Here is a 24822-nt window from a genome sequence, read left to right as displayed (position 1 = left end):
GTGCAGGATCAGGGTTGACAATCGCTTGTGTTCAAGTGAGCTTTTATGCTGGTCACAGCACGTGACCCGTTGAGCAAGGAGGCTCGCATGGCTGACCCGATCACAATCTATGGAACTCCTGTTGTTCAAGGTGTTGCCTACGCCCCGGCACTCTGGGTGCGCAGGCCTGAACTTCCGCCTGAGTCGGCTCCTGCTTTGCCGGATGATGTCCGCGAAGCCGAAGTAAGTCGCTTCCTTGATTGTGCAAATGCCGTGGCTGACTCGCTCATGAATCGTGCTTCAAAAACCACCGGGCAAGTGGCTGACGTTCTGATCGTGACCTCGTCGCTGGCCACTGACCGCGCGTGGACGAAGGACGTGTCGAAGCGCATCCGCGACGGCATCCCTGCGATTCAGGCGGTGATGAAGGCGACCGAGCGGTTCGTCGTCATGTTCGAGACTGCCGGCGGTGTGATGGCGGAGCGCACGACTGACTTGCGCGACGTTCGTGACCGCGTGATCGCGCACCTGCAGGGCGTGCCTGAGCCGGGTATCCCGCACTGCGATTACCCGTTTGTCCTGCTGGCGGATGATCTGTCGCCCGCCGACACCGCAAGCTTAGACCCGAATTTATGCGTCGCAATCGTGACTCAGTTAGGTGGTCCGACCTCGCACACGTCGATCATTTCGCGCCAGCTGGCGATTCCGTGCATCGTGGCAGCACGCCAGGTGGATCAGATTGCGTCGGAGGTGCCCGTCTTGGTCGACGGTGGGACGGGTGCGATCACAACCGGGATCGACGAGGCCGCGGCACTCGAAAAAGTCCGGGCTGATGCAGCGCGACTGGAACTGATTCGTTCATGGACGGGCCCCGCGCAGACCTCGGATGGGGTGCATGTCCAACTGTTGGCGAACGTTCAGGACGGGCCCAGCGCTACTTCGGCTCACGAGTCCAGCTTCGCTGAGGGCGTCGGTTTGATGCGCACCGAGCTAGCATTCCTTGACCACCCGACTGAGCCCAGCGTTGAAGAGCAAGCGCGCTCCTACTCTCAGGCACTGCTGGCATGGAGCGGATCGAAGGTTGTGGTTCGCACTCTGGATGCAGGATCTGACAAGCCGGTTGCCTACGCGACGCTACGTGATGAGCCGAACCCCGCGCTGGGTGTTCGCGGTATCCGGATTAACGGCATTCACCCGAATGTTCTGGCTAATCAGCTGGACGCGATTGCCGTCGCAGCCATGACTGCCCCCGACACCGACGTGTGGGTGATGGCACCGATGATCGCTACTGCCGCTGAAGCACGCTGGTTTGCCGGGTTGATTAACGAACGTAACGACGTTTTTGGCGTGTCATTGAAGGCTGGGGTGATGGTCGAGGTCCCCGCGACCGCAATCCTGATCGACCAGATCATGGAGTACGTGGACTTTGTTTCTATCGGTACGAATGACCTAACCCAGTACACGATGGCCGCTGACCGTCTGTCAGCAAACCTGGCGGAGTACTCCGATCCGTGGCAGCCCGCCCCGCTTGCGCTGATCCGTAAGGTCGTCGAAGCGGGACTGCGGTTAGGCAAGCCCGTTGGTGTGTGCGGTGAAGCAGCCGCCGATCCGCTTCTGGCGTGCGTACTTGTGGGCATGGGTGTGACATCGCTGTCGATGGCGTCAAGTGCGATTTCCGGTGTGGGCGCTCAGCTTGGTCAGGTTTCTCTTGAGCAGTGTCACGCGGCCGCCGATGCGGTTGTCGGCGCCTTCGATGGTGGAGATGGGCGCTATCGCGCGCGCCACGCTCTTGGACTTGAGTGAATTCTTTCGTTGAACACCGTTTTGCCTGATTTTTAGTCGTTTTGTTTCAACTCAGAATCAGCACGCTCAAAACGGAGTACCCGGTTTCATATTCTGAGATATTTTCGACCGCTCTATGTTCACCCACTGAACACCCACTCCTTGAAAACCACTTCACTCGTTAGCGTCATGGAAGAAGGTCAGCCCGGCTGGCCCTCCAACCGTAAACGTCAACACGTGGAGTTCACCATGAAACGCACCGCGCAGATCAGTGCTGTCACTGGCGCAGCGCTCGCCCTTGTCCTTGCTGGATGCTCCGGCTCAGCATCGACCGGATCCGAATCGGGAGCAGCCGGTGCGTCTGAGGAATACTCGATCGGCATCAGCCAGATCACCACTCACACCTCGCTCGATGCTGCACGCGAAGGCTTTAAGCAGGCGTTTACCGACGCTGGCTTAAACGTGAAGTTCGACGAACAGAACGCCCAAGGGGATCAGGCAACCGCAACCTCGATCGCTGCGAAGTTCGCAGAAGCAGATCACGACCTGATCCTAGCTATCGCAACCCCTTCAGCTCAGGCAATTGCGCAATCCATCGTTGACACTCCCGTCCTGTTCACGTCCGTCACCGACCCGGTTTCCGCTCAGCTCGTAGACTCGCTCGACGCCCCCGGCTCGAACCTAACGGGCACCACCGACATGAACCCGGTCGAAGAGCAGATCAAGCTGGTCAAGCAGTTCACACCCAAGGCGAAGAGCATTGGCATCATCTACTCCTCCGGTGAAGTGAACTCCGAAGTCCAGGTGAAACTTGCCAAGACGATAGCCGAATCCGAAGGTCTTTCTGTGAAGGAAACGACCATCACGAACTCCGCTGAAGTTCAGCAGGCAGCCCAGGATCTGGCGGGCACGGTCGACGCTATCTACGTCCCGACCGATAACACCGTCGTCTCCGCATTCGCTTCTGTCGTCCAGGCAGCTGAAGACGCAAAGATTCCGCTGATCGCAGGCGAATCTGATTCCGTTGCTCACGGTGCGCTTGCCACATACGGCATCGACTACACCACACTCGGCTACCAGACCGGCCAGATGGCAATCAAAATCCTCACCGAAGGCGCCGATCCTGCCACCATGCCTGTCGAGTCCCAGACCGAATACGAACTGACCGTCAATAAGACGACCCTTGAAGCAATTGGTGTGACTCTTCCGGATGCTCTCAAGGACACCGCCGTCCTGGTCGGCGAATAATTCAACGCGCTGACGCGCAACCCACGCGCGGGTGCTCAGCGAACAACCGGTGTTCCTGAGCACCCGCGCGTGAAAACAAACCCTGAAAAGGAAAACCAGTGCTTACAGCTCTCGACCTTGGCCTGATCTACGGCCTCATGGCACTCGGCGTGTACCTGACGTTCCGAGTACTCGATATCGCTGATCTGACCGTCGACTCATCCTTTACAACGGGCGCAGCGGTTGCAGCAATCATGATTACCGCCGGCCAGAACCCGTGGCTTGCCTCGATCGCCGGCTTCTTTGCCGGTTGTATTGCGGGCTCAATTACCGGTTTCCTTCACGTCAAAGCAGGCATTCACCCCCTGCTTGCCGGCATTTTGACGCAGATCGGCCTGTACTCGATCAACCTGCGTATTCTCGGCAAAGCAAATGTTCCGCTTCTTCGTGGTGTAGAAACTGTCCTCACTCCCCTGCGCGACGCAGGCCTGAACGGCTCGTGGGTATCCGTCGCTATCTTCGCCGTCTTAATCGGCCTCGTCACCACCGTCTTCAACTGGTTCTTGTCGACCCAGATCGGTCTTGGCATGCGCTCGACCGGTGACAACGAAGGTATGGCTCGCGCCCAGGGTGTTCCCACGGGAACGATGAAGATTATCGGCCTTGCCCTTTCAAATGGCCTCGTTGCCGCCTCTGGCGCTCTTGTCGCTCAGTACCAGGGCTACGCCGACATTTCGATGGGCATCGGCTTGATTGTTGCCGGTCTGGCATCGGTCATTATCGGTACGGCACTGATCGGGTCGCGTGGCGTATGGATCACCTCGATGTTCGTCGTGATCGGCTCGATCGTCTACCGCGTCATCATCCAGCTTGCCCTCGGCATCGAGTTCCTTGAAGCGAATGACATGAAGCTGATCAGTGCGATCATCGTATTCCTCGCACTGATGATTCCTCGTGTCGGTTTCTTCTCAAAGATCCGCGAGCGCCGTCGCGCGCACACACTGGTCCGAGAACCTGACATTACGCACACGCCTGAAGAGCGCGACAACGAAAAGGTGGTGCTCTGATGCTTGATATCGAAGCCGTCACTAAGACATTCTTCCGCGGTACCATCAACGAGCGCGTGGCGCTTCGCGATATTTCACTCCACCTTGACGAGGGTGACTTCGTCACGATCATCGGCTCAAACGGCGCCGGTAAGTCGACACTGCTGAATGTCATTTCTGGCCGTTACCAGGCTGACGTGGGTCGCGTGACGATCGACGATAAGGACGTCACGAAGCTTCCGGATTACGCGGTTGCGCGCTACGTTTCACGTGTCTTCCAGGATCCGATGGCTGGCACCGCACCCCACCTTTCGATCGAAGAGAATCTTGCGCTCGCATGGTCACGAGGCAACCGCCGAACCCTGGGGCCTGCTCTGACAGCGAAGAAGCGCGCCATGTTCCGCGACGTTCTGGCGCCTCTCGAACAGGGCCTCGAAAATCGTCTGACTGCCAAGGTTGGTCTGCTGTCCGGTGGCCAGCGTCAGGCTCTGTCGCTGACGATGGCGACCTTCTCTCACCCGCGCGTCCTGCTTCTTGACGAGCACACCGCCGCTCTTGACCCGAAGCGTGCTGCTCTGATTACCGAGCTGACCCGAGATGCTGTCGCGTCGAAGAATCTGACGGCGCTGATGGTCACACACAACATGGAGCAGGCACTGTCCATGGGCAACCGCCTGATTATGATGCACGACGGTCGCATCATGTTCGAGCTGGCGGGTGAAGAAAAGAAGAATGCAACTGTCGAATCCCTTCTTGCTCAGTTCGATAAGCTGCGAGGCGAAGGTGGAGCGGGACTCTCTGATCGCACCCTCTTGGCCTAGCACCCGGTGATGCGCTAAAGCGTTACCAACCGTGTTGGGGGGAGCACGTCGATGACGTACTCCCCCCAACACTGCTTTTCACGGTTAACCACTCGGTGACAACGGCAGACGGCAAGCAAAGACTCTTCATCCACAACAAGGATGCGAGCGGGCGTGCCATCAGAGCGAACACATGACGATTCAGATGCTGGACTCACGCTCAGATCGTTTCACGCTAGCTCACTATCTGTCCCGCTCGCCTACTGTGGGTTCCCTGTGATCATTCACCGCACACATGGTCTGGCTCGTGACACTTCCGTATGCCCGTAGTAAGTAGTACCTTAGTTGTATTAAACGTTCTCACAACGAAACGAGTTCATACGATGACAACACCGACTCCGCAGTTCAACGGCCAATCAGACCCGCAGTACACCAACCAAGAGCAAGCTTACGCCCAGCAGGGACAGCCATACGGCCAGCCTACATTCGCAACCTCCGTTCCGGCGGGCTACCAGCAGAAGTCAAAGATTATCGCCGGTATCCTGGGCATCTTCCTTGGAGGTCTTGGCATCCACAACTTCTACCTTGGTCGCACCACCCGCGCTGTCATTCAGCTGGTTCTGACAATCTTCACCTTCGGTATTGCTTGCCTGTGGGGCTTCATTGAAGGCATCCTCATTCTGGTGTCCGCCCCGGGTAGCGAGTGGCACCGCGACGGCAACGGCATTGAGCTCACCGACTGAGTTCCTTCGTCTTTGCCGGACTTGCAGTCCGAACGCACCGCTCTGGGATGACACTGTCAGCCCAGAGCGGTTCGTCCTTCAAGGGCCCGACCCAAAGTCTTCGAGTCGGCGTATTCAAGGTCGCCACCCATTGGCAAGCCCATGGCAAGACGCGATGTTGAAACGCCGATGCTCTTCAACATTCTGACGATGAACGCAGCGGTTGCGTCGCCTTCGACATTCGGGTTGGTCGCGATAATGACCTCGGTAATCTGATCGTCTTCAAGACGCGACAGCAGTTGACGGATACGGAGTTGCTCGGGGCCGATGCCACGGATCGGGTCAATAACTCCGCCGAGCACGTGGTAGCGTCCGCGGAATACCCGTGACGCTTCGATCGCTTGGATGTCTTTCGGTTCTTCGACGACGCAGATCATTGTGGGGTCACGTCGAACGTCTCTGCAGATAGAACAGGTTTCTTCTTCGGTCAGGTTCGCGCACACCGAGCAGTGGTGAACCTTTTTCCGCACCGCCTGAATAGCATCAACGAGTCGAGCAACGTCATCTGATTCCGCATCCAATACGTGCATGGCCATGCGTTGGGCAGACTTCGGTCCGATTCCGGGAAGCTGACCGAACTCATCAATCAAATCTTGAAGAGCACCTTCGTACATGGTCAGCGTTCACTTCCGTTCGGGATTGTTTCAATGATCTTGCCACCGAGGACGTCAAGGACAACGGGGACTCCGACCATAGTTGTGGTTTCAATATCTTCGTCATCCATTGAGGGCAGGTCTTCACCCATGTCGAGCGGAGCGGAATCCTGACCGTCATCAATAGACCCATCATTATCGGCATCACTACCAGCGCTATTGTCACCGTTAGCCCAAGAGTCACCTGCAGATTGAGCCGTATCGCCGAAGTCTTCAAAGCTCACCGAGTTCGTCTGAGCAACGGGAGCATCCGCCCACCCACTAGGCGTTGTCACCTGATCGTCGCTCGCATTTTGCGGGTCAAAATCGTCGTAGGTGAAGACGCTCATGGCACGGTGTACCGGCCCCCCGGTACGCACTGGTTCTACCTGAGTCAAAGACTCGGAGTCTGCCTGATCGTCGTCGTGACCATCGGAGGGGCGATCATCGGATACTGCCGACGAATCCGAGTGAACCTTAAAACCCGGGCTGGAATCCGCAGGTGCCTCGGCGGGATCCGAATCCAACCGCGTTGAAGCAGGCTCAGCCTCAGCTGACCAAGCGTCATCACAGCTAGGTTGCGGACCGTTGTGCACCTGTTGCGATTCGCTCAGACCCTCCTGCGGTTCAGGTTCACGCGCTTGGGCTGGCTCTTCAACGTCTTCGTGCGGAGTGCGAATAACTACTTCACCCCACGGGTCATCCGACACTACCGGATCAGAGCCGACGTGCGGGGCCGGATCGGGGGCAACACGTGGCGCTGGATCGCCCACGGCCTGTGAACCAACGTCAGGAGCCTGGACAACGCGGTGCTCAAAAGGGGGCGGCTCCGAAACCCATCCAGCATCAGGCTGCCCAGCTCGGTTCGCGGTGTTGTTGAGTGGCACGTTCTGCGTCTGACCTGAATAGGACTGATTGGCATGAGCCGGATCGGAATATGCATGATGCGATGCAGGTGCCGAAGGTGCCGTTACTGCCAGCCCTCCCGCTGCTTGTCCCACCTGTGCGCTGAGTTCATAGCGCAGACCAGTGACCTCGTAGATCGCGTCGGAGACGATCTGATGTCTGCCACCACGTTCAAAGTTCGCCATGATTCCTTCGGAGGGGAACACCAGCACAAGATTCGACCCCTCAATCGCACCCAACTGCGCGTTCGTGTTGATCAGCGACCATGCGACGCGGCTCATCGAGGCCAGACGGTCAAGCACTTCATTCCATCGAGCTCGAACGATGTCCGCCTGCTTCCCACCGTTCTGGCTTGGTGTCTGGCGAGCTGGTGCTTCAGTTGACGAGGCCGCATCCACCGACTGGGGCTCTGCCTGTGGCGCAGGCGCTGGCTCTTCAGGCTCAACAGCGGGAGCACTGTTCTGAGACTGGGCGACCGACGAGTCATCCCACGAAGACGAAAGGGTCGGGGCCACATCGGGCCACGAGGAGCCCTGCTGAGGCATTGGGGTAGGAGCATCGGAAACCGGCGCCCCCTCGTAATGCGGAGACGAAGGAGCTTGGGCACGTGGTGCCAGATCCGCCGGCTGGTCCTGCTGGTTCGAATCAGGGCGCGAAGCGCGTTGGGCTGTCTGCGCCAACGCAGCGCGAGCCGCCTGGGGGCCAGAAGCTGAAGGGGCGGCACCAATCGGCTTATTTCCAGCATAATCAGCACCGTGATGCTCCCTTGGAGCACCCCCACCGGGCATGCCAACCGTGCCGGGAACCGGCATATCTGCAACAGCCTGACCAGAAGGTGTCGGCACAAGAATGCGCCCAATAAGAAGCTCAAGCTGGAGGCGCGGTGATGTTGCACCGGTCATGGAACGAAGTGCCTCATCGGTCAGATCAGCTGCGCGAGACAGCGGACGCGGACCCCAGTTCACTGCCTGATGGCGCATACGATCGAGACGCTCAGCAGGGATGGATGTCAGCACATCGCCTGCGCCGTCACCTGCGACCGCGATAATCAGCAGGTCACGCAGTGTTTGAAGGAAGTCTTCAACGAAGCGACGCGGATCGTGACCAGAATCCACCATGCGTTCAATAACGCGGTAAGCCGCCGCACCGTCGCCACCAGCAAGAGCATCAACGATCTCGTCAAGAAGAGCAGAGTCCGTATACCCCAGCAGTGAAACAGCGGTTTCATACGTGACAGCCGAGTCAATGGAGCCTGCCATCAACTGATCAAGAACGGAAAGAGTGTCACGCACTGAACCGCCACCGGCGCGCATGACCAGTGGCAGAACACCGGAGCCAATGTTGACGTGTTCTTCGTCCGCCAACTGCTGCAGGTAGGGTTCCAAAACATCTGGCGGAACCAGACGGAACGGGTAGTGATGGGTACGAGAACGAATCGTTCCGATCACGCGCTCTGGTTCTGTCGTTGCGAAGACAAACTTCACGTGCTCTGGGGGTTCTTCCACCAGCTTCAACAACGCGTTAAAGCCCTGATTTGTAACCATGTGGGCTTCGTCGATGATGAAGATCTTGTAGCGATCACGCACGGGCGCGAAGGTGGCGCGCTCACGCAGGTCACGCGCATCATCAACGCCACCGTGGCTGGCTGCGTCAATTTCGACAACGTCGAGCGACCCCGAACCACCGGTGGCCAGTTCGACGCACGACGGGCAGGTTCCACACGGAGTATCAGTCGGTCCTTGCTCGCAGTTCAAACAGCGGGCCAGAATACGCGCTGACGTGGTCTTTCCACACCCGCGCGGACCTGAAAACAGGTATGCGTGGGTCACTTTGTTTGCACGCAGAGCAGCACGAAGTGGCCCCGTCACATGGTCTTGACCGATGACGGAAGCAAATGTGTCTGGACGATAACGACGATACAGAGCTGTGGTCACAGTCCAACCCTACGTGTACCCATGTAGAAATGCGTTTGTATGCCAGAAAAAATGGGGAGAACCACTCCTCCACATTCACCGTCATTATCGCCTCAATAGCAAGGAAAAGTCGGTGTTCAGATTCCGTTTATTGAACGGACGAAAGAATAATCAGATTTCAGTGCTGACCCTTCGCTTTTTCGACTCGCCAGTAGCCCATAAAGGCAACCGCACGACGGAGACATCGAACGCTGGAAAGACGAAATTGACTCTGGATTCCCTCACAGCCCCCTCGAACCGACTGTTCCACGGGCATGGGAATACACAACCCAAGCAATGACCCCTAAGACGATTCGCGTCCCCGATGCGCTATGAAAGCTTGCCGAGACTCGAGCCAAACAGCTCGGCTCCACGCCTTCAGAGTTTGTTCGCCAGGCCCTAGCTCGCCAACTCGTCGAATCCTGACCGCGCTTCTCAAAAACAATCGGGCTCGCACCACGGTAGTGACACGAGCCCGAAAGTTTATGTAGTCAGTTTATGTAGTCAGGGACTTCACCCCATCGCGAGTATCACGCCTGCGGCTGAACGTCGGCCCATTCGCCAAGCGAGACGCGGTGACCGGTGTAGAACGGACGGTCCTCGCGCACGTGCAGGCGAGCACGGGTGTAGCGCTGAGCGTGAAGCACACCCTCCAAGCGATCGAGCGTGTCAGCCTCGAATGCGAGAATCCACTCGTAGTCGGACATACCGAATGCGGACAGGGTCGAACCCTTGACATCCGGGTACTGGCTGAAGCCGTTCTTGCCGTGCTCGGCCATGATGGCGCTACGCTCTTCGGGCTCCATCAGGTACCAGTCGTAGGAACGGACGAACGGGTAGACGGTGATCCAGTCGCGCGGTGCGACGCCTGCGAAGCAAGCGGGCACGTGGCGGGTGTTGAATTCTGCAGGAGTGTGCTGGCCCATGACGGACCAGACGGGAATCAAGTAGGCACCCAAGGGCGACGCGAGCAGACCGCGGTAGGCCTTCTGCAACGCGAGCGGATCGTCGGCGAGCCACCACACCAGCAGGTCAGCGTCGGCGCGCAGACCAGCAAGGTCGTAGGTGCCACGCAGTTCCACGCCCTCGGGGGTGATGGCTGCCAGGGTTTCCTCAACCAGGGCCTTGCGTTCTGCTTCATCGGCCGGTAACGGTGCGCCGGTCTCGAAGACCGAGGTCAGGCCGTAGTGGAAACCGTTATTGATGGCGTCGATATCGACGTCGGTGGCGTCGCGCGGATCCTTGTGCGAGTAGGTCTTTCCGGTCTGGCTCATTGGTTCTCCTTTGATGTGAGCTTTGTGTGAAGCTATTTGATTGTTTGTTTCAGTTGGCGCGAATATTCAGCGAGCAGTTTTCTCCGATTGACGAGGCCGCCCACCGTTCTTACTCACGTGGCTTTTCTGGGGCGGGTTCGGTCGGGTGGTGTGCACCGCGTGGGCGAGCGTGCGTGGGTAGTTCGCCGTTCTTCGCGGCGGTTGGCCCTGCAACCACTGTCTTTCCCGTGTCGAGACCTTCGATCATGCGACAGCAGTGGCTTGTGCATTCGTCCGGCCACGCGCCCAGCGGAAGGGTCGAGGGTTGTTCTGGGTTTTCTCCGCGAGCGCGGGCTGCGCGTTCAAGGATGAGGTCGGCAAGGGATGCGATGAATGCAGGGTGTGTGTCGACGGTGTGCGCGCGGTCGTAGTCGAGTTCCAGGTCGGCCGCGGTTTGCTTGGCTTCGGTGTCGAGGTCAAAGACGACTTCCATGTGGTCGGAAATAAAGCCGATGGGCGCGCATGAGACGGCTTTGATGCCTTCGGATTTGAGTTCTTCAAGGCGATCATTGATGTCGGGTTCCAGCCAGGATGCGTTCGGATTGCCCGAACGCGAGCAGAAGGCCAGGTCGTTTTTCAGCGTTCCTGCTTCGAGTCCAAGCTTTTCTTCGACTGCGGGGACGATCAGTTCCATGAGCGCGAGATGCTGAGCCGCGTAGTCTGAACCGGGCTTGTCGGGATTACCGGATCCGCCCTGCATCTGGGTGGGGATGGAGTGAGTGACGAAGACGAGGTGCAAATCGTCGATCGCAGTTCCTCGATCGAGTAACGTCTTCACTGATTCGCTGACAACGTCGATCTGGGCGGTAAGAAAGCCGGGAGAATCGTGGTACGAGCGAACTTTATCGACGGTCATGTCCTTGCCTCCATCGGGGAGCAGGGCGAGTGCGTCCGCGACATCTTCGCGGTACTGCCGGCATCCGGAGTACGAGGCGTAGGCAGAGGTCTGCATCATCAGGATTCTGCGGGCACCACCTAGGGCAAGTTCCGCAGTTGTTTCCGACATGAAGGGGTGCCAGTTTCGGTTTCCGAGGCCAATAGTGATGTCCGCGCCTCGTGAATGCAGTTCCTCGCGCAGAGCTTCTAGCAGGGCCTCGTTGCAGGCATTGATGGGACTGACTCCCCCGAAACGACCGTAGTGACCGGAGACTTCCAGCAGGCGCTCGTCCGGGATCCCCTTGCCTTTCGTGGCGTTACGCATGAAGGGGAGCACATCGTCGGGGCCGTTCGGGCCACCGTAGGAAACCACGAGAAGCGCATCGTAGGGTGCGGTCAGATCAGTCATTTTCTATTCCAATTCCAAGGACTCGTTCAAGCGCTTCGAGGTATTCATGTGCATTTCCGTCTGCTACTGCTGCCCTGGCAGTACGGCAGGGCGCGTTCACCAAACGCGCCGCCAAATGGTGGAGGGCTCGAGCAGTGCGCGCGGCCTCGTCCCCAGAAAGGTGAGAAAGAGTGGCACATTCTTCTTCAACGATCGCGTCAACTGCGTTTCTAAGGTTCACAATCGCACGGTCGACATCCGCGCCATGGGCGACGTTGACGAAGGTTGTGACAGCGTCGGCAATGATGGCTTCGGCGATGTCGATGTCTTCGCGTTGGACTGCGGGCAGGCGATCAGAGACGTTGTCCAAGCCGATGCGAACCACCTGGTCTGCTTCGAAATCGTCGATTTCAATATCGGGAACCAACGCAAGATCGACAATGATCAGTGGGCTGTCGGCGCCTCGGGTAGATACGACCGCGCAGATCTGATCTGCGGTCAAGACCGGCTGACCACTGCCTCTGCACGAAACAATGAGGTCCGCGTGGGCAAGCTCGTCGTCAATGGTGTCGGAGACAATCGGGCGGGCGCCGTGCCCCTCACAGAACGCTTCGGCGCGCCCCGATGCTGAGTGGACTCCGATCTCGCGGACGCCATGGTCGCGCAGGGCACTGACAGTTGCACCCGCGTAGGACCCGGTTCCAAAGAGGATGGCGCGTTGGTCGCCGAGGTCGCCTCGCACTTCTTTCGCCAAGTCAAGCGCCACGTGAACAATGGAGCGCCCATGGCCAGCAAGGCTTGTTTTCGCAGCTACTTTGCGTGACACCGCGGACGAGGATTGGAAGAGGCGCGAAAGAGCGGGAGTGATCGTCCCCCGTTGCGTGGCCACTTCAGCTGCGCGACGGACTTGGCCGACAATTTCACGTTCTCCGATGACCATGGAGTCCAAGCCCGAGGCAACGCGAAACAGGTAGGCGACGGCATCGCGACCAGAGCGCGATGTCACCGCGTCGAGTCGTTCATTCAGCGCCACCGGGAATTCAGCGGAGTCAACAACAATATCGACGCGGTTACAGGTCGATATCGTGACCGCACCGTCGATTACTCCGGCTTTGAGGAATTCATCGACAATCGACGGGGTGGTGCGACTAGCCTCGGCCACGGCATCAAGGCCCTGGTCGGAATGGCTGACGGATAAAATATGAATTCCCATTTCGTCGCAATCAAACCATAATTAAACGTATGATTCACAATTTATGTGAAACATTTTGAAAACTCATTTAACGACAATTTGACAGATAAAATAAATGACACTTTGACATAAAAACTAATTGTTGAATCTGTCCCCACCATGTAAGGAAAACCGTGACCCTTTCGGACAACGCGCCCTTGGCGACGAAGGCCGCCACGTCACCCGTGTCCGAGTCTTCGTTCATGCAAGCAGTGTCGGGCCGTCGCCCAGCCACGACCCCCGTCTGGTTTATGCGCCAGGCTGGACGTTCTTTGCCTGAGTACCGCGAGCTTCGCGCACGCTCGCAGGCATCAATGTTGGACGTGTGCCTGACTCCCGAATTGGCAAGTGAGGCGACACTACAGCCGGTTCGTCGCCACGGGGTTGATGCGGCGGTGTTCTATTCGGACATCATGGTTCCCCTGCGACTTGCGGGCGTGGATGTGGAGATAGTGGGGGGAGTTGGCCCCGTCATCGCATCTCCGATTCGTTGCGCGGATGACGTTGATCGTCTGACAGAGCGCGGAGCGTCGCTTTCAATCGCGCCCGGAATTGAGCAGATCCACCAAGCCGTACACATGACGGTTACCCAGCTTGGATCCACTCCCCTCATTGGTTTTGGTGGCGCACCTTTTACCCTCGCCTGCTACCTAGTTGCCGGCCAACCTTCGCGCGACCATTGCGAAGCTCGAGCGTTCATGTATTCAGATCCTCAGTCGTGGGATCGGCTGATGACGTGGTGCGCAGATGTCACCGGAGCGTTTATCGCCGAGCAAGTGTCGGCTGGCGCATCAGCCACTCAGCTGTTCGATTCGTGGGTTGGCGTACTAGGCGAAGACGACTACCGGCGCCACGTGTCCCCCTATTCAGCGCGTGCGATCGAGGTTGCCGGTCGCGTCCTGAGTTCAACAACTGGAGCGCGCGCCCCGATGATCCATTTCGGCACGGGCACACCGCAGTTGCTGACCGCGATGCATGATGCAGGTGGCGATGTTATCGGCGTTGACCAGCGCATTTCTTTAGACTCAGCATCCGCGCTTTTTGACAATACTGTTCCCCTGCAGGGCAATTTGGATCCCGCCTACCTGACCGTTCCATTCGACATTCTTGAAGAAAAGGTGCGTCAGATTATTCGTCAGGGTAAGGCCGCACCGTCCCATATTTTCAACCTTGCTCACGGCGTTCCAAAGGACACGGATCCAAGCGTTCTGACACGTCTGGTCGAGTTGGTGCATTCGCTATGAGCGCCAAAGATCGCATGATCTCATCGACAAGCGAATTGTCCCGCGATCACTGGGACACGATCGCGATCGGTGGCGGAATTGCTGGACTTGTTTCCGCCTGGGAATCCGTCAAAGCAGGCCAGGCGACCCTGCTTGTTGAGTCGCGAGGCTATGTGGGCGGGCAAGTCGCATCGATGATGGTGGGCGGTGCTCACGTCGATATCGGCGCGGAGAGTTTTGCTCCACGAGGCACCGCGGTGACCTCTATGGCTGAAGAGCTGGGGCTGAAAGTCACTGCACCCGGTGGAGGACGCTCGCATTATTTCCTGCCACCCGTTCCTGATTCTGCCCAAACCACGTGGGGTCTTCACCGGTTCCCATCGGGCTCGATGATGGGTATCCCTTCGGACCCGGCATCGGCAGAAGTCCGGGCAATTCTTGGGGCGCAAGGGGCGATGCGCGCATGTGAAGACCTGGCTTTGCCTCCCCACGTCGGCGCCGAATGCGCCGACGTGGCCTCGTTTATTGAAGCCCGCATGGGGCGAGCCACACTTGATCGCTTGGTCCGCCCGCTGGTAGCTGGTATTCACTCGCAGGATCCCGAGAAGCTGGATGTCGACCGTGTACTACCCGGGATGCGCGCTGACCTACTCCATCACAAGAGCCTTGCGAAGACTGTTGGCGCACGACTGGAAAAGTCCAGCGGGCCGCGTGGCGACGTCAGCATTGAGGGTGGAATGCAGGTTCTGATCGACGCCCTTACAGCTGAGATTCTGGCAAAGGGTGGCACGATTGCGACGCGTTGCGGCGCGGAAGCGATCTGTCGCACGCAGGTCAGTTCCAGCGACTCGAGCACCGTCCAATGGCAGGTGGATATTCGCAATACGACCCCAGCTGGAGCTCCTTCCGCAGAACCCCATCGCACGCCGGTCGGACGTCTACTAACAGCCAGTCGCGTCATTCTGGCTTGTTCGCACGCACCTGCTCTGCGCGTGCTGACCCCTTTGTTCCCGGAAGCCCAAGAATGCGCGTTTGCGCCGGGCGCGCCGATTGTTCGTTCTTTCCTCACTGTTCGAGCAGAGGCACTGGATAGCGCTCCGGTTGGTCCTGGATTGCTGGTTTCGCCCGATATTTCTAGCGTTGCCGAGTGCCCTGTAGGCGCGAAAGCACTTTCTCAGCTGGATGTGAAGTGGGCATGGATTGCCGACGAATTGCGCGAGGCTCACGGGGAGCACGTTCATCTTCTTCGCCTGTCTTACGGTCGACCCGGAGATGAAGATCGAACGCCATCACTGGGCGAGCTTCTGCATGACGCCAGCGTGCTGACCGGCACAGATCTTGCCACCGAGGACGTGATCGATCACAGGGTGATTCACTGGAATGGCACTTTGGCGCAGGCGACACCCGACTTGGCTCGTCGAATCAGTGCCCTGCGCCAGAAGGCGGAATCATTGCCCGGCTTGCTGATTTGTGGGGCGTGGGTATCAGGTTCCGGAATCGCCAGCGTGGTGGCAGATGCACGTCAGCGCGTACGGGGTGAGAGGCGCTCACTCCTTTTCGGCAGGTGAAAAGAATTCATTTAATCCTGAAATACGAATTACGTCATTACCTATTGCCGAATATCTGTCACATAAATTCCGACTCTCCAGATAGTTTTTAATTCACTCTGTCATAAAATAATTGAATCCGAAGAATTACGTGAAGAGAACCGACTTTTGTCACTATCAATTATCGAATTACCCTCATCTCGTCTAATCTGCAATGGTGACCATGAACTCCCCCATCCCCGCTTCCGATACCCCCGTCCTCAAGCTGGGCACGCGAGCTTCGAAGCTTGCCCTCGCCCAATCGCAGATGGTGGCGGACGCGATCGAAGAAGCTGGCGCAAATGCGGGCGCCCCCGTCCGCGTGGAGCTTGTTCAGATCACGACTCACGGCGACGTTGACCCAACTCCCCTGTCGAAGCTGGGGGGAACCGGGGTATTCGTTGCCCGCCTGCGCGAATCTCTACTTGCTGGCGAATGCGATATCGCCGTGCATTCGTGTAAGGATCTGCCGACTGGCGATATTGACGGTTTGACCCTCGTCGCGATGCCACCGCGCGAGGATGTTCGTGACGCTCTCTGTTCACGAGGTGGCGTGCCGTTGGCAGAGCTTCCAGAAGGTGCAAAGGTTGGCACGGGTTCTCCCAGGCGTAGTGCCCAGATTCTGCCTACCCGCCCCGACATTCAGATCGTCGATATTCGTGGCAATGTTCCGACACGCCTCGCACGCATCAACGAAGATCTGGACGCCGTCATATTGGCAACCGCAGGGCTCAACCGTTTAGGCATGTCAGAGGCGATTTCACAGTACCTTCCGATCAATCAGATACTTCCTGCCGCCGCCCAAGGGGCACTGGCTATTGAAGTGCGATCCGACTGGGATCCCGCGTTGATCGCTCTTGTTGCATCGTTGGATGACCCGGCAACACACATCGGCGTAACTGCAGAGCGCTCGCTCATGAACGCATTGGGTGCCGGATGCGCTGCACCACTTGGAGCGCTTGGCACAATCGACGACGGAGTATTGACCCTGCACGGGCGCGTGATCGCGACCGATGGCAGCCAGGTGCTTGAACGTGTGGCCTCGTGCCCCATTCCCCTGGTCCACGATTCCAGGTCCGCGATCTCCACCGAGATGCACGAGGCCGCAATCTTGCTGGGACGCACGCTTGCACAAACCCTGCTTAGGGCGGGAGCCGAAGAAGTCGCTGATATACACGCCATGAAGAATCAGGCGAAATGAGCACCGACGCACACGTCTTCATTACACGCCCACATTCGACGGAGTGCCCCGACCCGTTTGGGCAGGCAATCGAAGCCCTTTCGACTCCGGACGTGCACGTTCACGCTGAATCTTTGGAACTCACTCGCACCACAGTGAGTGACGAGGAGTGCAAGCGTTTCGCAGATGATCTGATGACGTACGCGTCAACGGGTTCGTGCGGATGGATTCTGTTTACTTCGGCGCGCACGATTCGCGTATGCGCAGATCGCATCGAGAGTTTTGTTGATTATATGAAGTGCGTGCACGAACGAGGCGCGCGCATCGGCGTGGTTGGCCCTGCCACAGCGAAAGCATTGAAAGCGCTCGGCATCGACGCTGATCTGCAATCCGAAGGGTCCGGGGAGGACTTGGCGAACGCTGTTGTCGCTTTTGATCGCGAGCGCGGTGTCCAGACTCGCGAAGTACTACTTCCACAGTCGGCAATCGCCAGGGTTCAGCTTCGCCAGATGCTGAGCGAGACCGGCTATTCGGTCCGTCATTATCCGGTCTACACAACGGTGACGGTCGCTCCGCGTTATTCTCGCAAGCTTGCGACGATGTGCTCGTCCACCTCTGTGACCGCGACGGTCATCACCGCCCCGTCATCAGCGCGGGCTTTGAAAGATGTTGCGCACTACTTCTTCCCGCACATTCCCGTCATTGTATTAGGACAGGCGAGCGCCACAACGATGGCAGAGATCGCTCCCGAAGCTCAGGTCATTGTCGCCGATCATCCCACTCCTGAAGCGGTTGCCGACTGCGTCAAGCGCATTCTTGAAACACATGCTGGTCATTCACCAAAGAAAGGGATCTGACTTTCCATGACTTCTCCCGCTCCATTCTTCCGCCCCCGCCGAGTTCGACAGTCTGCTGCGATGCGTGGCCTCGTCCGCGAAACTCGAGTGAGCGCCCAACAACTGATCGCACCCGTGTTCGTCCGCGAAGGCATCGACTCTCCCGTGCCGATCACTTCAATGCCCGGCCAGTTCCAGTTCGACATTGATTCGTTGCGTCGCTACGCAGCCGAGTGCGCCGAAGCTGGCATCGGCGGAATTGACCTGTTTGGTGTGCCCGAGGTGCGTGACCCGACCGGTTCGCAGGCGTGGGCAGAAGACGGGATTCTGAACCGTGGAATCACTGCCGTTGCCGAAGAAGTGGGCGATGCACTCGTCATCTGTGCTGACACCTGCCTCGACGAGTTCACTGACCATGGGCACTGCGGTGTCCTCGACGAACAGGGTCGCGTTGACAACGATCCAACCCTAGATCTGTACGTCAAGATGGCTCTGTCTCAGGCTGAAGCCGGCGCCCACATGGTGTCCCCATCGGGGATGATGGACGGCCAGGTGCGCGCAATCCGCGAAGCGCTTGACGATAATGGGCACGCAGATGTTGCCATCCTTGCCTACTCGGCAAAGTACGCGTCCGCGTTCTACGGCCCATTCCGCGAAGCCGTCGACTCGACCCTGAAAGGCGACCGTCGCACCTACCAGCAGGATCCCGCGAACAAGCGCGAAGGCGTACGCGAGGTTCTGCTCGACATCGAGGAAGGGGCTGACATCGTCATGGTCAAGCCCGCGCTTGCCTACCTTGATGTTTTGGCTGAAGTCGCTTCACTGTCGAGCGTCCCAGTCGCCGCCTATCAGGTGTCCGGCGAATACGCCATGGTCGAAGCAGCCGCCGCAAACGGGTGGATCAATCGCAATGCCATCATCGACGAATCCATCACCGCGATCGTGCGCGCAGGCGCTGACATGGTCCTCACCTATTGGGCGCTTGAAGTTGCCAAGCGCCTTCGAAAGTAAACCCACGCACCACCCAGCGACACCCGGCAACTGCGCAAAACAGCGCGAAACTGAGCGGCCTCGTCAATTTCTATACAACGTTAGACTGATGAATATACGGAGAACCCGATGACCACCAACGAAGAACTATTCATCCGCGCTTTAGGCGTGATTCCCGGCGGAGTTGATTCTCCCGTGCGCGCGTACGGATCCGTCGGCGGCGTCCCGCCGTTCATCACATCCGCGAAGGGCGCATATGTGAAAGACGCGACTGGGCGCGAATACGTGGACCTGGTATGTTCGTGGGGACCTGCACTGCTGGGACACTCGCACCCGGCAGTCATCGAAGCCGTTCAGAAGGCGGCAGCGAAAGGCTTGTCGTTTGGTGCGCCGACCGAGGCGGAAGTTGAACTCGCCGAACTGATCCGCGGCAGGGTGAGCGCCGCCGAGCGCGTCCGTTTCGTCTCCACCGGCACTGAAGCCACCATGACCGCCATGCGTCTGGCACGCGGAGCGACCGGTCGCGACCTGATCGTGAAGTTTGCCGGCTGCTACCACGGGCATTCTGACGCCTTGCTTGCGGCCGCAGGATCGGGTGTTGCTACCGGAGGCTTGCCCGGATCCGCGGGCGTGCCGGCTGCGGTCAGCGCTCAGACGATCGTGTTGCCCTACCACGACGAGGTGGCCCTCGAAGAATGCTTTGCCACTCGCGGTCAAGAAATTGCCGCCGTCATCTGCGAAGGTGCGCCGGCCAATATGGGCGTTGTTGACCCCGGATCGTTCAACCTAGCGATTCGTCGCGTCACTGAAAAGTACGGTGCGCTGATGATCTTGGACGAGGTATTGACCGGCTTCCGCGTTTCCGCCGGCGGAATATGGGGCTTGCGTTCAGCATCCGAAGGTGGTTGGGCACCCGATCTTTTCGCATTCGGGAAGGTTGTCGGTGGCGGTATGCCACTGGCGGCGGTCGGCGGACGCGCAGATGTGATGAACCTGCTGGCTCCGCTCGGTCCCGTCTATCAGGCAGGAACCCTGTCCGGCAATCCGCTGGCGACCGCAGCCGGTATTGCCACCCTGAAGCTTGCCGATCAGGGCGTGTACGACCATGTTGACTCAGCCGCGCAGACGGTCATCGATATCGTGTCGTCCGCCCTTGTCGCCGAGGGTGTCCCCTTCGGCGTTCAGCGCGCCGGTTCATTGTTCTCCATCGCGTTTGGGGACGAGGCCGCGCAGGCTCCACTGATCAACTACGCTCAAATGCAGGCGCAGGACACATGGCGTCACCCGGCGTTCTTCCACGCTTTCCTTGATGCCGGTGTTTCCTTGCCACCGTCGCTCTTTGAGGCGTGGTTCGTGTCAGCCTCGCATGGCGAACGGGAGTTTGAAGCAATTGCCGCGGCGGCTCCCGTAGCGGCGCGCGCAGCTGCACGCGCCGTAAAGCCACAGTAAAGGCTCGCCTGCGCCCCCAACAATCTGACGAGAATGCCAGAGCACTACCCCTTGATAGGACGTGCCCGCTACTTGGTTTCCCAGGTAGCGGGCACATTTTGGGTATTAACCCCACATCTTTCTGCACGCTTCTTCTACGCGAGTATCTTTAGGGAGCTACGGCTTAGGCTGGCTCGTAGAAGTCACGACTCATAAATGCGCCGTAGCCCGCGGAGGCATTCCAACACGGCACACAATTCGGGCATGAGGCCCACGTATGCCCTATAAGCCACGGTGTCCCCGCTGACGTGCTCGTCAGCGGGGACACTATGCGCTCAATGCGTGGAAACAGCGACCAGATTGGTCTACTTCAGACGCTGGCCTTCCCTGTAGACCTCAGCAACCTCAAAGTCCTCGGTAAAGACAACGGCGTTCAGGACGACGCCAGGCTCGAAAGTGAGGGTCACGCCGGCGCGTCCCTCGATTCCAAGCGCCTTGGCGGGCGCACCAACTCCTGCGCGAACAACCTGTTCGATACTCAAGAATCCGCCTCGTACCAAGCGTTGCAGTTCCTCGGCGATACGGGCCGTGCCACCGGCAATCGTGTCCGTTCCTGCAAGAACAGCAACACCGTCAGTGATGTCCACGTCCAAGCCACCGAGCTGGTAATTACCATCGGGCATACCAGCGCCCGCCATCGCGTCGGTCACGAAGACAACGCCGTGCGGGTTTTCCGGCTCGACGAAGCGGACGACGTCGGACACCAAGTCAGCGTCCACGTGGATCGTGTCAGCAACCAGTTCAACGGCGACCTCACCCGCGCGAGCAGCAGCGAGCAATTCACGGACGGGACCGGGAGCGCGGTGCGTGATCCCAGGCATTGCGTTGAACAGGTGCGTCGCAGTCTGTGGCAGAGTCTTGAATCCGATCTGCTTCGCGTAGGCGGTCGTCTCGGCGATGACCTCGCGAGTACGAGGCCCCGACGACACCGTGTGCCCCCACGACGGGATTGCGCCGTAATCCAACAGGAGCTTCGCAGCCTCGGTAGCACCTTCCACTTCGGGAGCGATCGTCATCGTGCGAATGTAACCCTTGCCCGCTTCAAGCCACGTGCGTAGCTCATCAAGGTCGGGGTTACGTACCGCTTCTGGATTCTGCGCACCGCACTTGTGAGGCGAAATATACGGGCCCTCCATGTGAATGCCGATCAGATCACCGGACTCGCAGGCTACGACCAGTTCACGGATCGCCGGCAATGGGTCCACCAACGACACCGTTGACGCCAGCAAAGCCGTCGTCCCCATCTGACGGTGAGCGTTGATCGCCGTCATGATCTTTTCAAACGTCGGTTTATCCGGGAACGAGCATCCCCCGCCACCGTGGCAGTGAATGTCAATGAAACCCGGAGTAATCCAGCCCTTCACGGACTCGTCATACGGCAGAACCTCGACAACGCGACCATCCTTCACAACCAGGCCGGAACCAAGCGTGTGACCGTCAGCGTCCAGTACCTGCCCGCTGAGAGTGACGACAGAGTCCTCGTCGACCAGTCCGCTGACTGGGAGTGCACCCGCGGAGCTCATCGCAGGATCTCCCACGCGTTCGTGTACACGTCCTTGTGGGCGAGCTTTGAGGCAGCCGCTTCGTCGAGCAGAACCGTGACGCTGGGGTGCATCTGGATGATGGACGCCGGCCAGAGAGCCGAAACGCCACCCTCGATCATCGCTGCAACCGCGTCAGCTTTGCCTTCTCCGGTGACGATCATCAGCAGGTGCTTCGCGTCCATGATCGTGCCCAGGCCCTGCGTCATGCAACGGGTCGGAACCTGGCTCATGTCACCGTCGAAGAACCGAGAGTTGTCTTCGCGAGTCTGCTTGGTCAACGCATCAACGTGCGTGCGCGACACCAGCGAACCGCCCGGTTCATTGAAGCCGATATGACCGTCTGAACCGATGCCGAGGATCTGCAGGGTCACGCCACCGGCAGCCTTGATTGCCTCGTCATAACCCTTCGCTGCAGCCTCAAGATCGTCGGCGAAACCGTTGGGAACATTGAGGTTTTCTTCGGTCAGGCCGGTCTTGTCATCACCGACGAGCTCGCGGGACAGGACCTTACGGTAGCCCTCCGGATGGTCCTCGGCGATGCCGACATACTCGTCAAGCGCGAACGCCTTGAAATCCGTCAGAGAGAACGTCCCCGCTGCATGAGCATCGCGAATACGAGCATAAAGAGCCAAGGGAGTAGAACCCGTAGCAACGCCCAGCGTCTTCACGTCGGCGACCGACAGGACATCAATCAATTCCTTGATAGCGACATCTGCAACTTCGTCAGCCGTCTTAAAAATACCGATCTGCATGGTGTGGGACTCCTTTGATGACCTAAGTGCGTCTTTTAACCGGTGACATCAGTTTATGATTTGGACGATTATCGCGGAATACGTTCACCGCATGTACGAAGCGCGGTGGAATTATGTCCATAACGTAACGTCGATCATGCCACAGGAACCGGCGACCACAACAAACCCCGCCATTCGTTGAAATGGACTAGCCTCCAAAAGTTGGACTGGTTTAATTCTAGGCGGTTAGCGCTTCAAGGGCGGAGACGGCGGGATTCGAACCCGCGGTACGCTTCAACACGTACACACCCTTAGCAGGGGTGCGCTTTCAGCCACTCAGCCACGTCTCCAGTACGGAAGTACCCACTAATCCTAACGGGTTTCGATGCCGTGAGGGAAATTGGCGCATCGAAATCACATTACGAAAGCATTGGCACTCCCCGGATTATAGGACATTTCATGTTGCTGGGGTTAGTCCCAGATGTTGTGGTAGGGGTGGTGTAGTGGAGTTCGTTGAAGCAGATTGCACCACCCCATCGACGACATACGAGGTGCACAAAAAAGTGTCGCGACACTGCACACACAATGTCGCGACACATATCAGAGCGGAGGGCGAGGGATTCGAACCCCCGGTGCCATTGCTGACACAACGGTTTTCAAGACCGTCACCTTCGGCCGCTCGGTCAGCCCTCCAGTGGGATTCAGAGTACATGAAAAACATTCAAAACTCAGAACCGAACAAACACCTGGGGCCGCGGAATGTATCACGATGACACAATCCGCGGCCCCACGGTCAGCGAGAAGATCAGTCAAGCGTGGCCGGCCTCGTCAATCAGTAACGGAACCAACACCCAACTGAGATTCTCAGTGGCGGAAGTGGAACAGGTTCCACGACTTCTTATCCGACGGTGCCTCTTCCGGATGATCCAACAGTCCGCGCGACAGGGAGGACGCGTAGGGCGGCCAGAGCGGAACTCGGACGGCAAGCATCGCCTGAACAGCGTGGTACACATCCCAGCGCGACGACTTCGCTGCAACAACGGACTGGTTGTGCGCGTCGAGGCGACGAACCCAGCGTCCCGGCTGAGAAATCAGATAGTCATTAGCGAAATCAAGGAAGGAACGGTAGCAGTGTTCAAAGTGCTCAACCTCGCCGGGAGTGACACCATCATCCAGGTAGGCACGACGTAGGGACGCCGCCGCGGTAATGCCTTCACAGACAACCCACTGCTGGTGTTCATCTTCTCCCGGGACGGGCTCACCCATGCCATCAACGCAGGTGGCGAAACCGGGTTCGCCGTCGCAACGTCGCCAGCCATCAACGCGGGCGCGTTCGAATAGTTCGAGGCCCATTTCCATCAGATAGTCGGGCACGGTGCGATCCATAGAGCGTAGGCCGGCACGAATCTGCAGGGCAAGACGCGACCACTGCAGAGCATGTCCGGTGACGTAGCCGTGGTAGACGCGACGCCCGTCGGTCTGCCCCTGAGGCTCTCCGGTCAGCGCCCGCCATGAGTTGTCGTAATACTCGGGCAGGCGCCAGTTGTTCGCGGACGCTGTGCGATACGTGAAGGCCGCCATTGCCTCGGCGCGTTCGAGCCAAACAGGGTCGGTGGTCGCTTCGGCGGCAGCAAGATAGGCCTCGGCAGTGTGAAGCAGAGTGCCCATAGCGCGTACCGGCAACGCTTGCGTGAATGCTTCGTCGAATTGATCAACGACCAGGCCATTTGGTTCGATCCAGTGGCGTTCTTGGTCGTGGAGCAGGGTGGTCAGCAGTTCGTGGGCAGCTGGGCGGTTGGCAACCGTGGCCGCGGCAACACCAAGGATCACGTACGCGTTGTGATACTGCGACTTGTCACGGACGGCGTCATCCCACGGAACGCCGTGTCCGTCGGCGTCGGGTTCAGGCTTGATGGAGGTCCACATGCCACCGTTGACGGGGTCAACGAAGTAGCGATTCATGCACTTGATGGCATGGTCGGCGTAGCGACGTGTGCCAGGCAGTCCCATCAGAACACCCAGCGAGAAGACGTATGCCATTCGAGCGGTGACGGCAAGGTCAATGCTTCGGGTCGGGTCAGGTTCGCCCTGATCGGTCAGGTGCGCGAAGCCCGTGGGCACAATCGCCCCTTCTGCTTCGGCGATTAACGCTTGCATTTGGGCTGATAGCCACCTGTTGTGCTCAATAGAGTCGAACCACCCCACGAGGGCCTCCTGCATCATCTTCGTTGCATGGTCGCGTACGCGCACCGGCGTGACCGGCGTTACATATACTAGCGGTATTGGTGCCTCATCTGCGAATTCGGTTCACGAATACTGTCACTTTTCGC

The 24822-nt window shown here is 58.6% G+C and carries 19 protein-coding genes and 2 tRNA genes; 11 read left to right on the top strand and 10 right to left on the bottom strand.

The genetic code is table 11. The features are described 5' to 3' along the window. Positions 1-87 precede the first annotated feature (87 nt). The 5 genes from ptsP (at position 88) to PG731_RS03535 (ending at position 5577) form a co-directional block, all read left to right on the top strand. The gene (gene ptsP / locus PG731_RS03555) at positions 88-1782 is read left to right on the top strand and encodes a phosphoenolpyruvate--protein phosphotransferase (protein ID WP_270772221.1); all 1695 of its coding nucleotides are present in this window, start codon (positions 88-90) and stop codon (positions 1780-1782) included. 141 nt (positions 1783-1923) lie between these two features. Continuing rightward, positions 1924-3009 carry an ABC transporter substrate-binding protein gene (locus PG731_RS03550; protein WP_270772219.1) on the top strand — a complete coding sequence of 362 codons (1086 nt, stop codon included), beginning with the start codon at positions 1924-1926 and terminating at the stop codon, positions 3007-3009. 98 nt (positions 3010-3107) lie between these two features. After that, positions 3108-4055, top strand: a complete 948-nt coding sequence (locus PG731_RS03545) for an ABC transporter permease (protein ID WP_270772218.1) — start codon at positions 3108-3110, stop codon at positions 4053-4055. Continuing rightward, a complete protein-coding gene (locus tag PG731_RS03540) occupies positions 4055-4855 on the top strand; it encodes an ABC transporter ATP-binding protein (protein WP_270772217.1) in 801 nt (266 codons plus the stop codon). The genes PG731_RS03545 and PG731_RS03540 overlap by 1 nt, the downstream gene beginning before the upstream one ends. Before the next feature lie 362 nt (positions 4856-5217). Next, positions 5218-5577 carry a TM2 domain-containing protein gene (locus PG731_RS03535; protein ID WP_270772216.1) on the top strand — a complete coding sequence of 120 codons (360 nt, stop codon included), beginning with the start codon at positions 5218-5220 and terminating at the stop codon, positions 5575-5577. Between the two features lie 56 nt (positions 5578-5633). Here the strand turns inward: PG731_RS03535 and recR are convergent, their stop codons facing one another. The 5 genes from recR to PG731_RS03515 all read right to left on the bottom strand — a co-directional run bounded on the left by recR (position 5634) and on the right by PG731_RS03515 (position 12896). Continuing rightward, positions 5634-6230, bottom strand: coding sequence for a recombination mediator RecR (recR, locus tag PG731_RS03530; RefSeq protein WP_270772214.1), 597 nt, complete (start codon positions 6228-6230; stop codon positions 5634-5636). Between the two features lie 2 nt (positions 6231-6232). Next, a complete protein-coding gene (locus PG731_RS03525) occupies positions 6233-9088 on the bottom strand; it encodes a DNA polymerase III subunit gamma and tau (protein ID WP_270772212.1) in 2856 nt (951 codons plus the stop codon). 548 nt (positions 9089-9636) lie between these two features. After that, entirely contained in the window at positions 9637-10380 is a 744-nt protein-coding gene (gene hemQ / locus PG731_RS09165) for a hydrogen peroxide-dependent heme synthase (protein ID WP_101628511.1), read from the bottom strand. Between the two features lie 109 nt (positions 10381-10489). Further along, positions 10490-11704: a ferrochelatase gene (locus tag PG731_RS09160; protein ID WP_333558940.1), complete on the bottom strand. Its 1215-nt coding sequence runs from the start codon at positions 11702-11704 to the stop codon at positions 10490-10492. Further along, positions 11697-12896, bottom strand: coding sequence for a glutamyl-tRNA reductase (locus PG731_RS03515; RefSeq protein WP_270772210.1), 1200 nt, complete (start codon positions 12894-12896; stop codon positions 11697-11699). The genes PG731_RS09160 and PG731_RS03515 overlap by 8 nt, the downstream gene beginning before the upstream one ends. A gap of 152 nt (positions 12897-13048) precedes the next feature. Between PG731_RS03515 and hemE the strand changes: the two genes are divergently transcribed. The 6 genes from hemE (at position 13049) to hemL (ending at position 20178) form a co-directional block, all read left to right on the top strand. Beyond that, on the top strand, positions 13049-14158 hold the full coding sequence (gene hemE, locus PG731_RS03510) for a uroporphyrinogen decarboxylase (protein ID WP_270772209.1): 1110 nt from the start codon (positions 13049-13051) through the stop codon (positions 14156-14158). Next, positions 14155-15705, top strand: a complete 1551-nt coding sequence (locus PG731_RS03505; RefSeq protein ID WP_270772208.1) for a protoporphyrinogen/coproporphyrinogen oxidase — start codon at positions 14155-14157, stop codon at positions 15703-15705. The genes hemE and PG731_RS03505 overlap by 4 nt, the downstream gene beginning before the upstream one ends. A 202-nt stretch (positions 15706-15907) precedes the next feature. Continuing rightward, on the top strand, positions 15908-16924 hold the full coding sequence (gene hemC, locus PG731_RS03500) for a hydroxymethylbilane synthase (RefSeq protein ID WP_270772207.1): 1017 nt from the start codon (positions 15908-15910) through the stop codon (positions 16922-16924). After that, complete coding sequence (locus tag PG731_RS03495) at positions 16921-17760, top strand: uroporphyrinogen-III synthase (protein WP_270772206.1); 840 nt, start codon at positions 16921-16923, stop codon at positions 17758-17760. The genes hemC and PG731_RS03495 overlap by 4 nt, the downstream gene beginning before the upstream one ends. Positions 17761-17766: 6 nt before the next feature. Then, positions 17767-18750 (top strand): porphobilinogen synthase, encoded by a 984-nt coding sequence (hemB, locus tag PG731_RS03490; RefSeq protein ID WP_270772204.1) that lies wholly within the window; start codon positions 17767-17769, stop codon positions 18748-18750. A 108-nt stretch (positions 18751-18858) separates the two neighbouring features. After that, positions 18859-20178 (top strand): glutamate-1-semialdehyde 2,1-aminomutase, encoded by a 1320-nt coding sequence (gene hemL / locus PG731_RS03485; RefSeq protein ID WP_270772202.1) that lies wholly within the window; start codon positions 18859-18861, stop codon positions 20176-20178. 344 nt (positions 20179-20522) lie between these two features. Here the strand turns inward: hemL and PG731_RS03480 are convergent, their stop codons facing one another. The 5 genes from PG731_RS03480 to PG731_RS03460 form a co-directional block, all read right to left on the bottom strand. Continuing rightward, on the bottom strand, positions 20523-21740 hold the full coding sequence (locus PG731_RS03480) for an N-acetylglucosamine-6-phosphate deacetylase (protein WP_270772201.1): 1218 nt from the start codon (positions 21738-21740) through the stop codon (positions 20523-20525). After that, positions 21737-22513: a glucosamine-6-phosphate deaminase gene (nagB, locus tag PG731_RS03475; RefSeq protein ID WP_101628502.1), complete on the bottom strand. Its 777-nt coding sequence runs from the start codon at positions 22511-22513 to the stop codon at positions 21737-21739. The genes PG731_RS03480 and nagB overlap by 4 nt, the downstream gene beginning before the upstream one ends. 240 nt (positions 22514-22753) lie before the next feature. Further along, a tRNA-Ser gene (locus PG731_RS03470) sits at positions 22754-22842 on the bottom strand. Between the two features lie 256 nt (positions 22843-23098). Beyond that, a tRNA-Ser gene (locus PG731_RS03465) sits at positions 23099-23185 on the bottom strand. Positions 23186-23356: 171 nt separating this feature from the next. After that, entirely contained in the window at positions 23357-24697 is a 1341-nt protein-coding gene (locus PG731_RS03460) for an AGE family epimerase/isomerase (protein ID WP_101628726.1), read from the bottom strand. Positions 24698-24822 lie beyond the last annotated feature (125 nt).

It is taken from the genome of Pauljensenia sp. OF14-1SRA (assembly GCF_027694595.1).
GTDB lineage: Bacteria > Actinomycetota > Actinomycetes > Actinomycetales > Actinomycetaceae > Pauljensenia > Pauljensenia turicensis_B.
Note: the sequence above shows the minus strand (reverse complement) of the source record. Positions and strands in the feature narration are given on the sequence as shown.

Excerpts from the sequence above, each read along its gene's own strand:
- hemB (WP_270772204.1), top strand. The coding sequence starts at position 17,767 with ATGACTTCTCCCGCTCCATTCTTCCGCCCCCGCCGAGTTCGACAGTCT.
- hemQ (WP_101628511.1), bottom strand. The coding sequence starts at position 10,380 with ATGAGCCAGACCGGAAAGACCTACTCGCACAAGGATCCGCGCGACGCC.
- hemL (WP_270772202.1), top strand. The coding sequence starts at position 18,859 with ATGACCACCAACGAAGAACTATTCATCCGCGCTTTAGGCGTGATTCCC.
- PG731_RS03480 (WP_270772201.1), bottom strand. The coding sequence starts at position 21,740 with ATGAGCTCCGCGGGTGCACTCCCAGTCAGCGGACTGGTCGACGAGGAC.
- PG731_RS03495 (WP_270772206.1), top strand. The coding sequence starts at position 16,921 with ATGAGCACCGACGCACACGTCTTCATTACACGCCCACATTCGACGGAG.
- PG731_RS09160 (WP_333558940.1), bottom strand. The coding sequence starts at position 11,704 with ATGACTGATCTGACCGCACCCTACGATGCGCTTCTCGTGGTTTCCTAC.
- PG731_RS03515 (WP_270772210.1), bottom strand. The coding sequence starts at position 12,896 with ATGGGAATTCATATTTTATCCGTCAGCCATTCCGACCAGGGCCTTGAT.
- ptsP (WP_270772221.1), top strand. The coding sequence starts at position 88 with ATGGCTGACCCGATCACAATCTATGGAACTCCTGTTGTTCAAGGTGTT.
- PG731_RS03505 (WP_270772208.1), top strand. The coding sequence starts at position 14,155 with ATGAGCGCCAAAGATCGCATGATCTCATCGACAAGCGAATTGTCCCGC.
- PG731_RS03535 (WP_270772216.1), top strand. The coding sequence starts at position 5,218 with ATGACAACACCGACTCCGCAGTTCAACGGCCAATCAGACCCGCAGTAC.
- recR (WP_270772214.1), bottom strand. The coding sequence starts at position 6,230 with ATGTACGAAGGTGCTCTTCAAGATTTGATTGATGAGTTCGGTCAGCTT.
- nagB (WP_101628502.1), bottom strand. The coding sequence starts at position 22,513 with ATGCAGATCGGTATTTTTAAGACGGCTGACGAAGTTGCAGATGTCGCT.
- hemC (WP_270772207.1), top strand. The coding sequence starts at position 15,908 with ATGAACTCCCCCATCCCCGCTTCCGATACCCCCGTCCTCAAGCTGGGC.
- PG731_RS03540 (WP_270772217.1), top strand. The coding sequence starts at position 4,055 with ATGCTTGATATCGAAGCCGTCACTAAGACATTCTTCCGCGGTACCATC.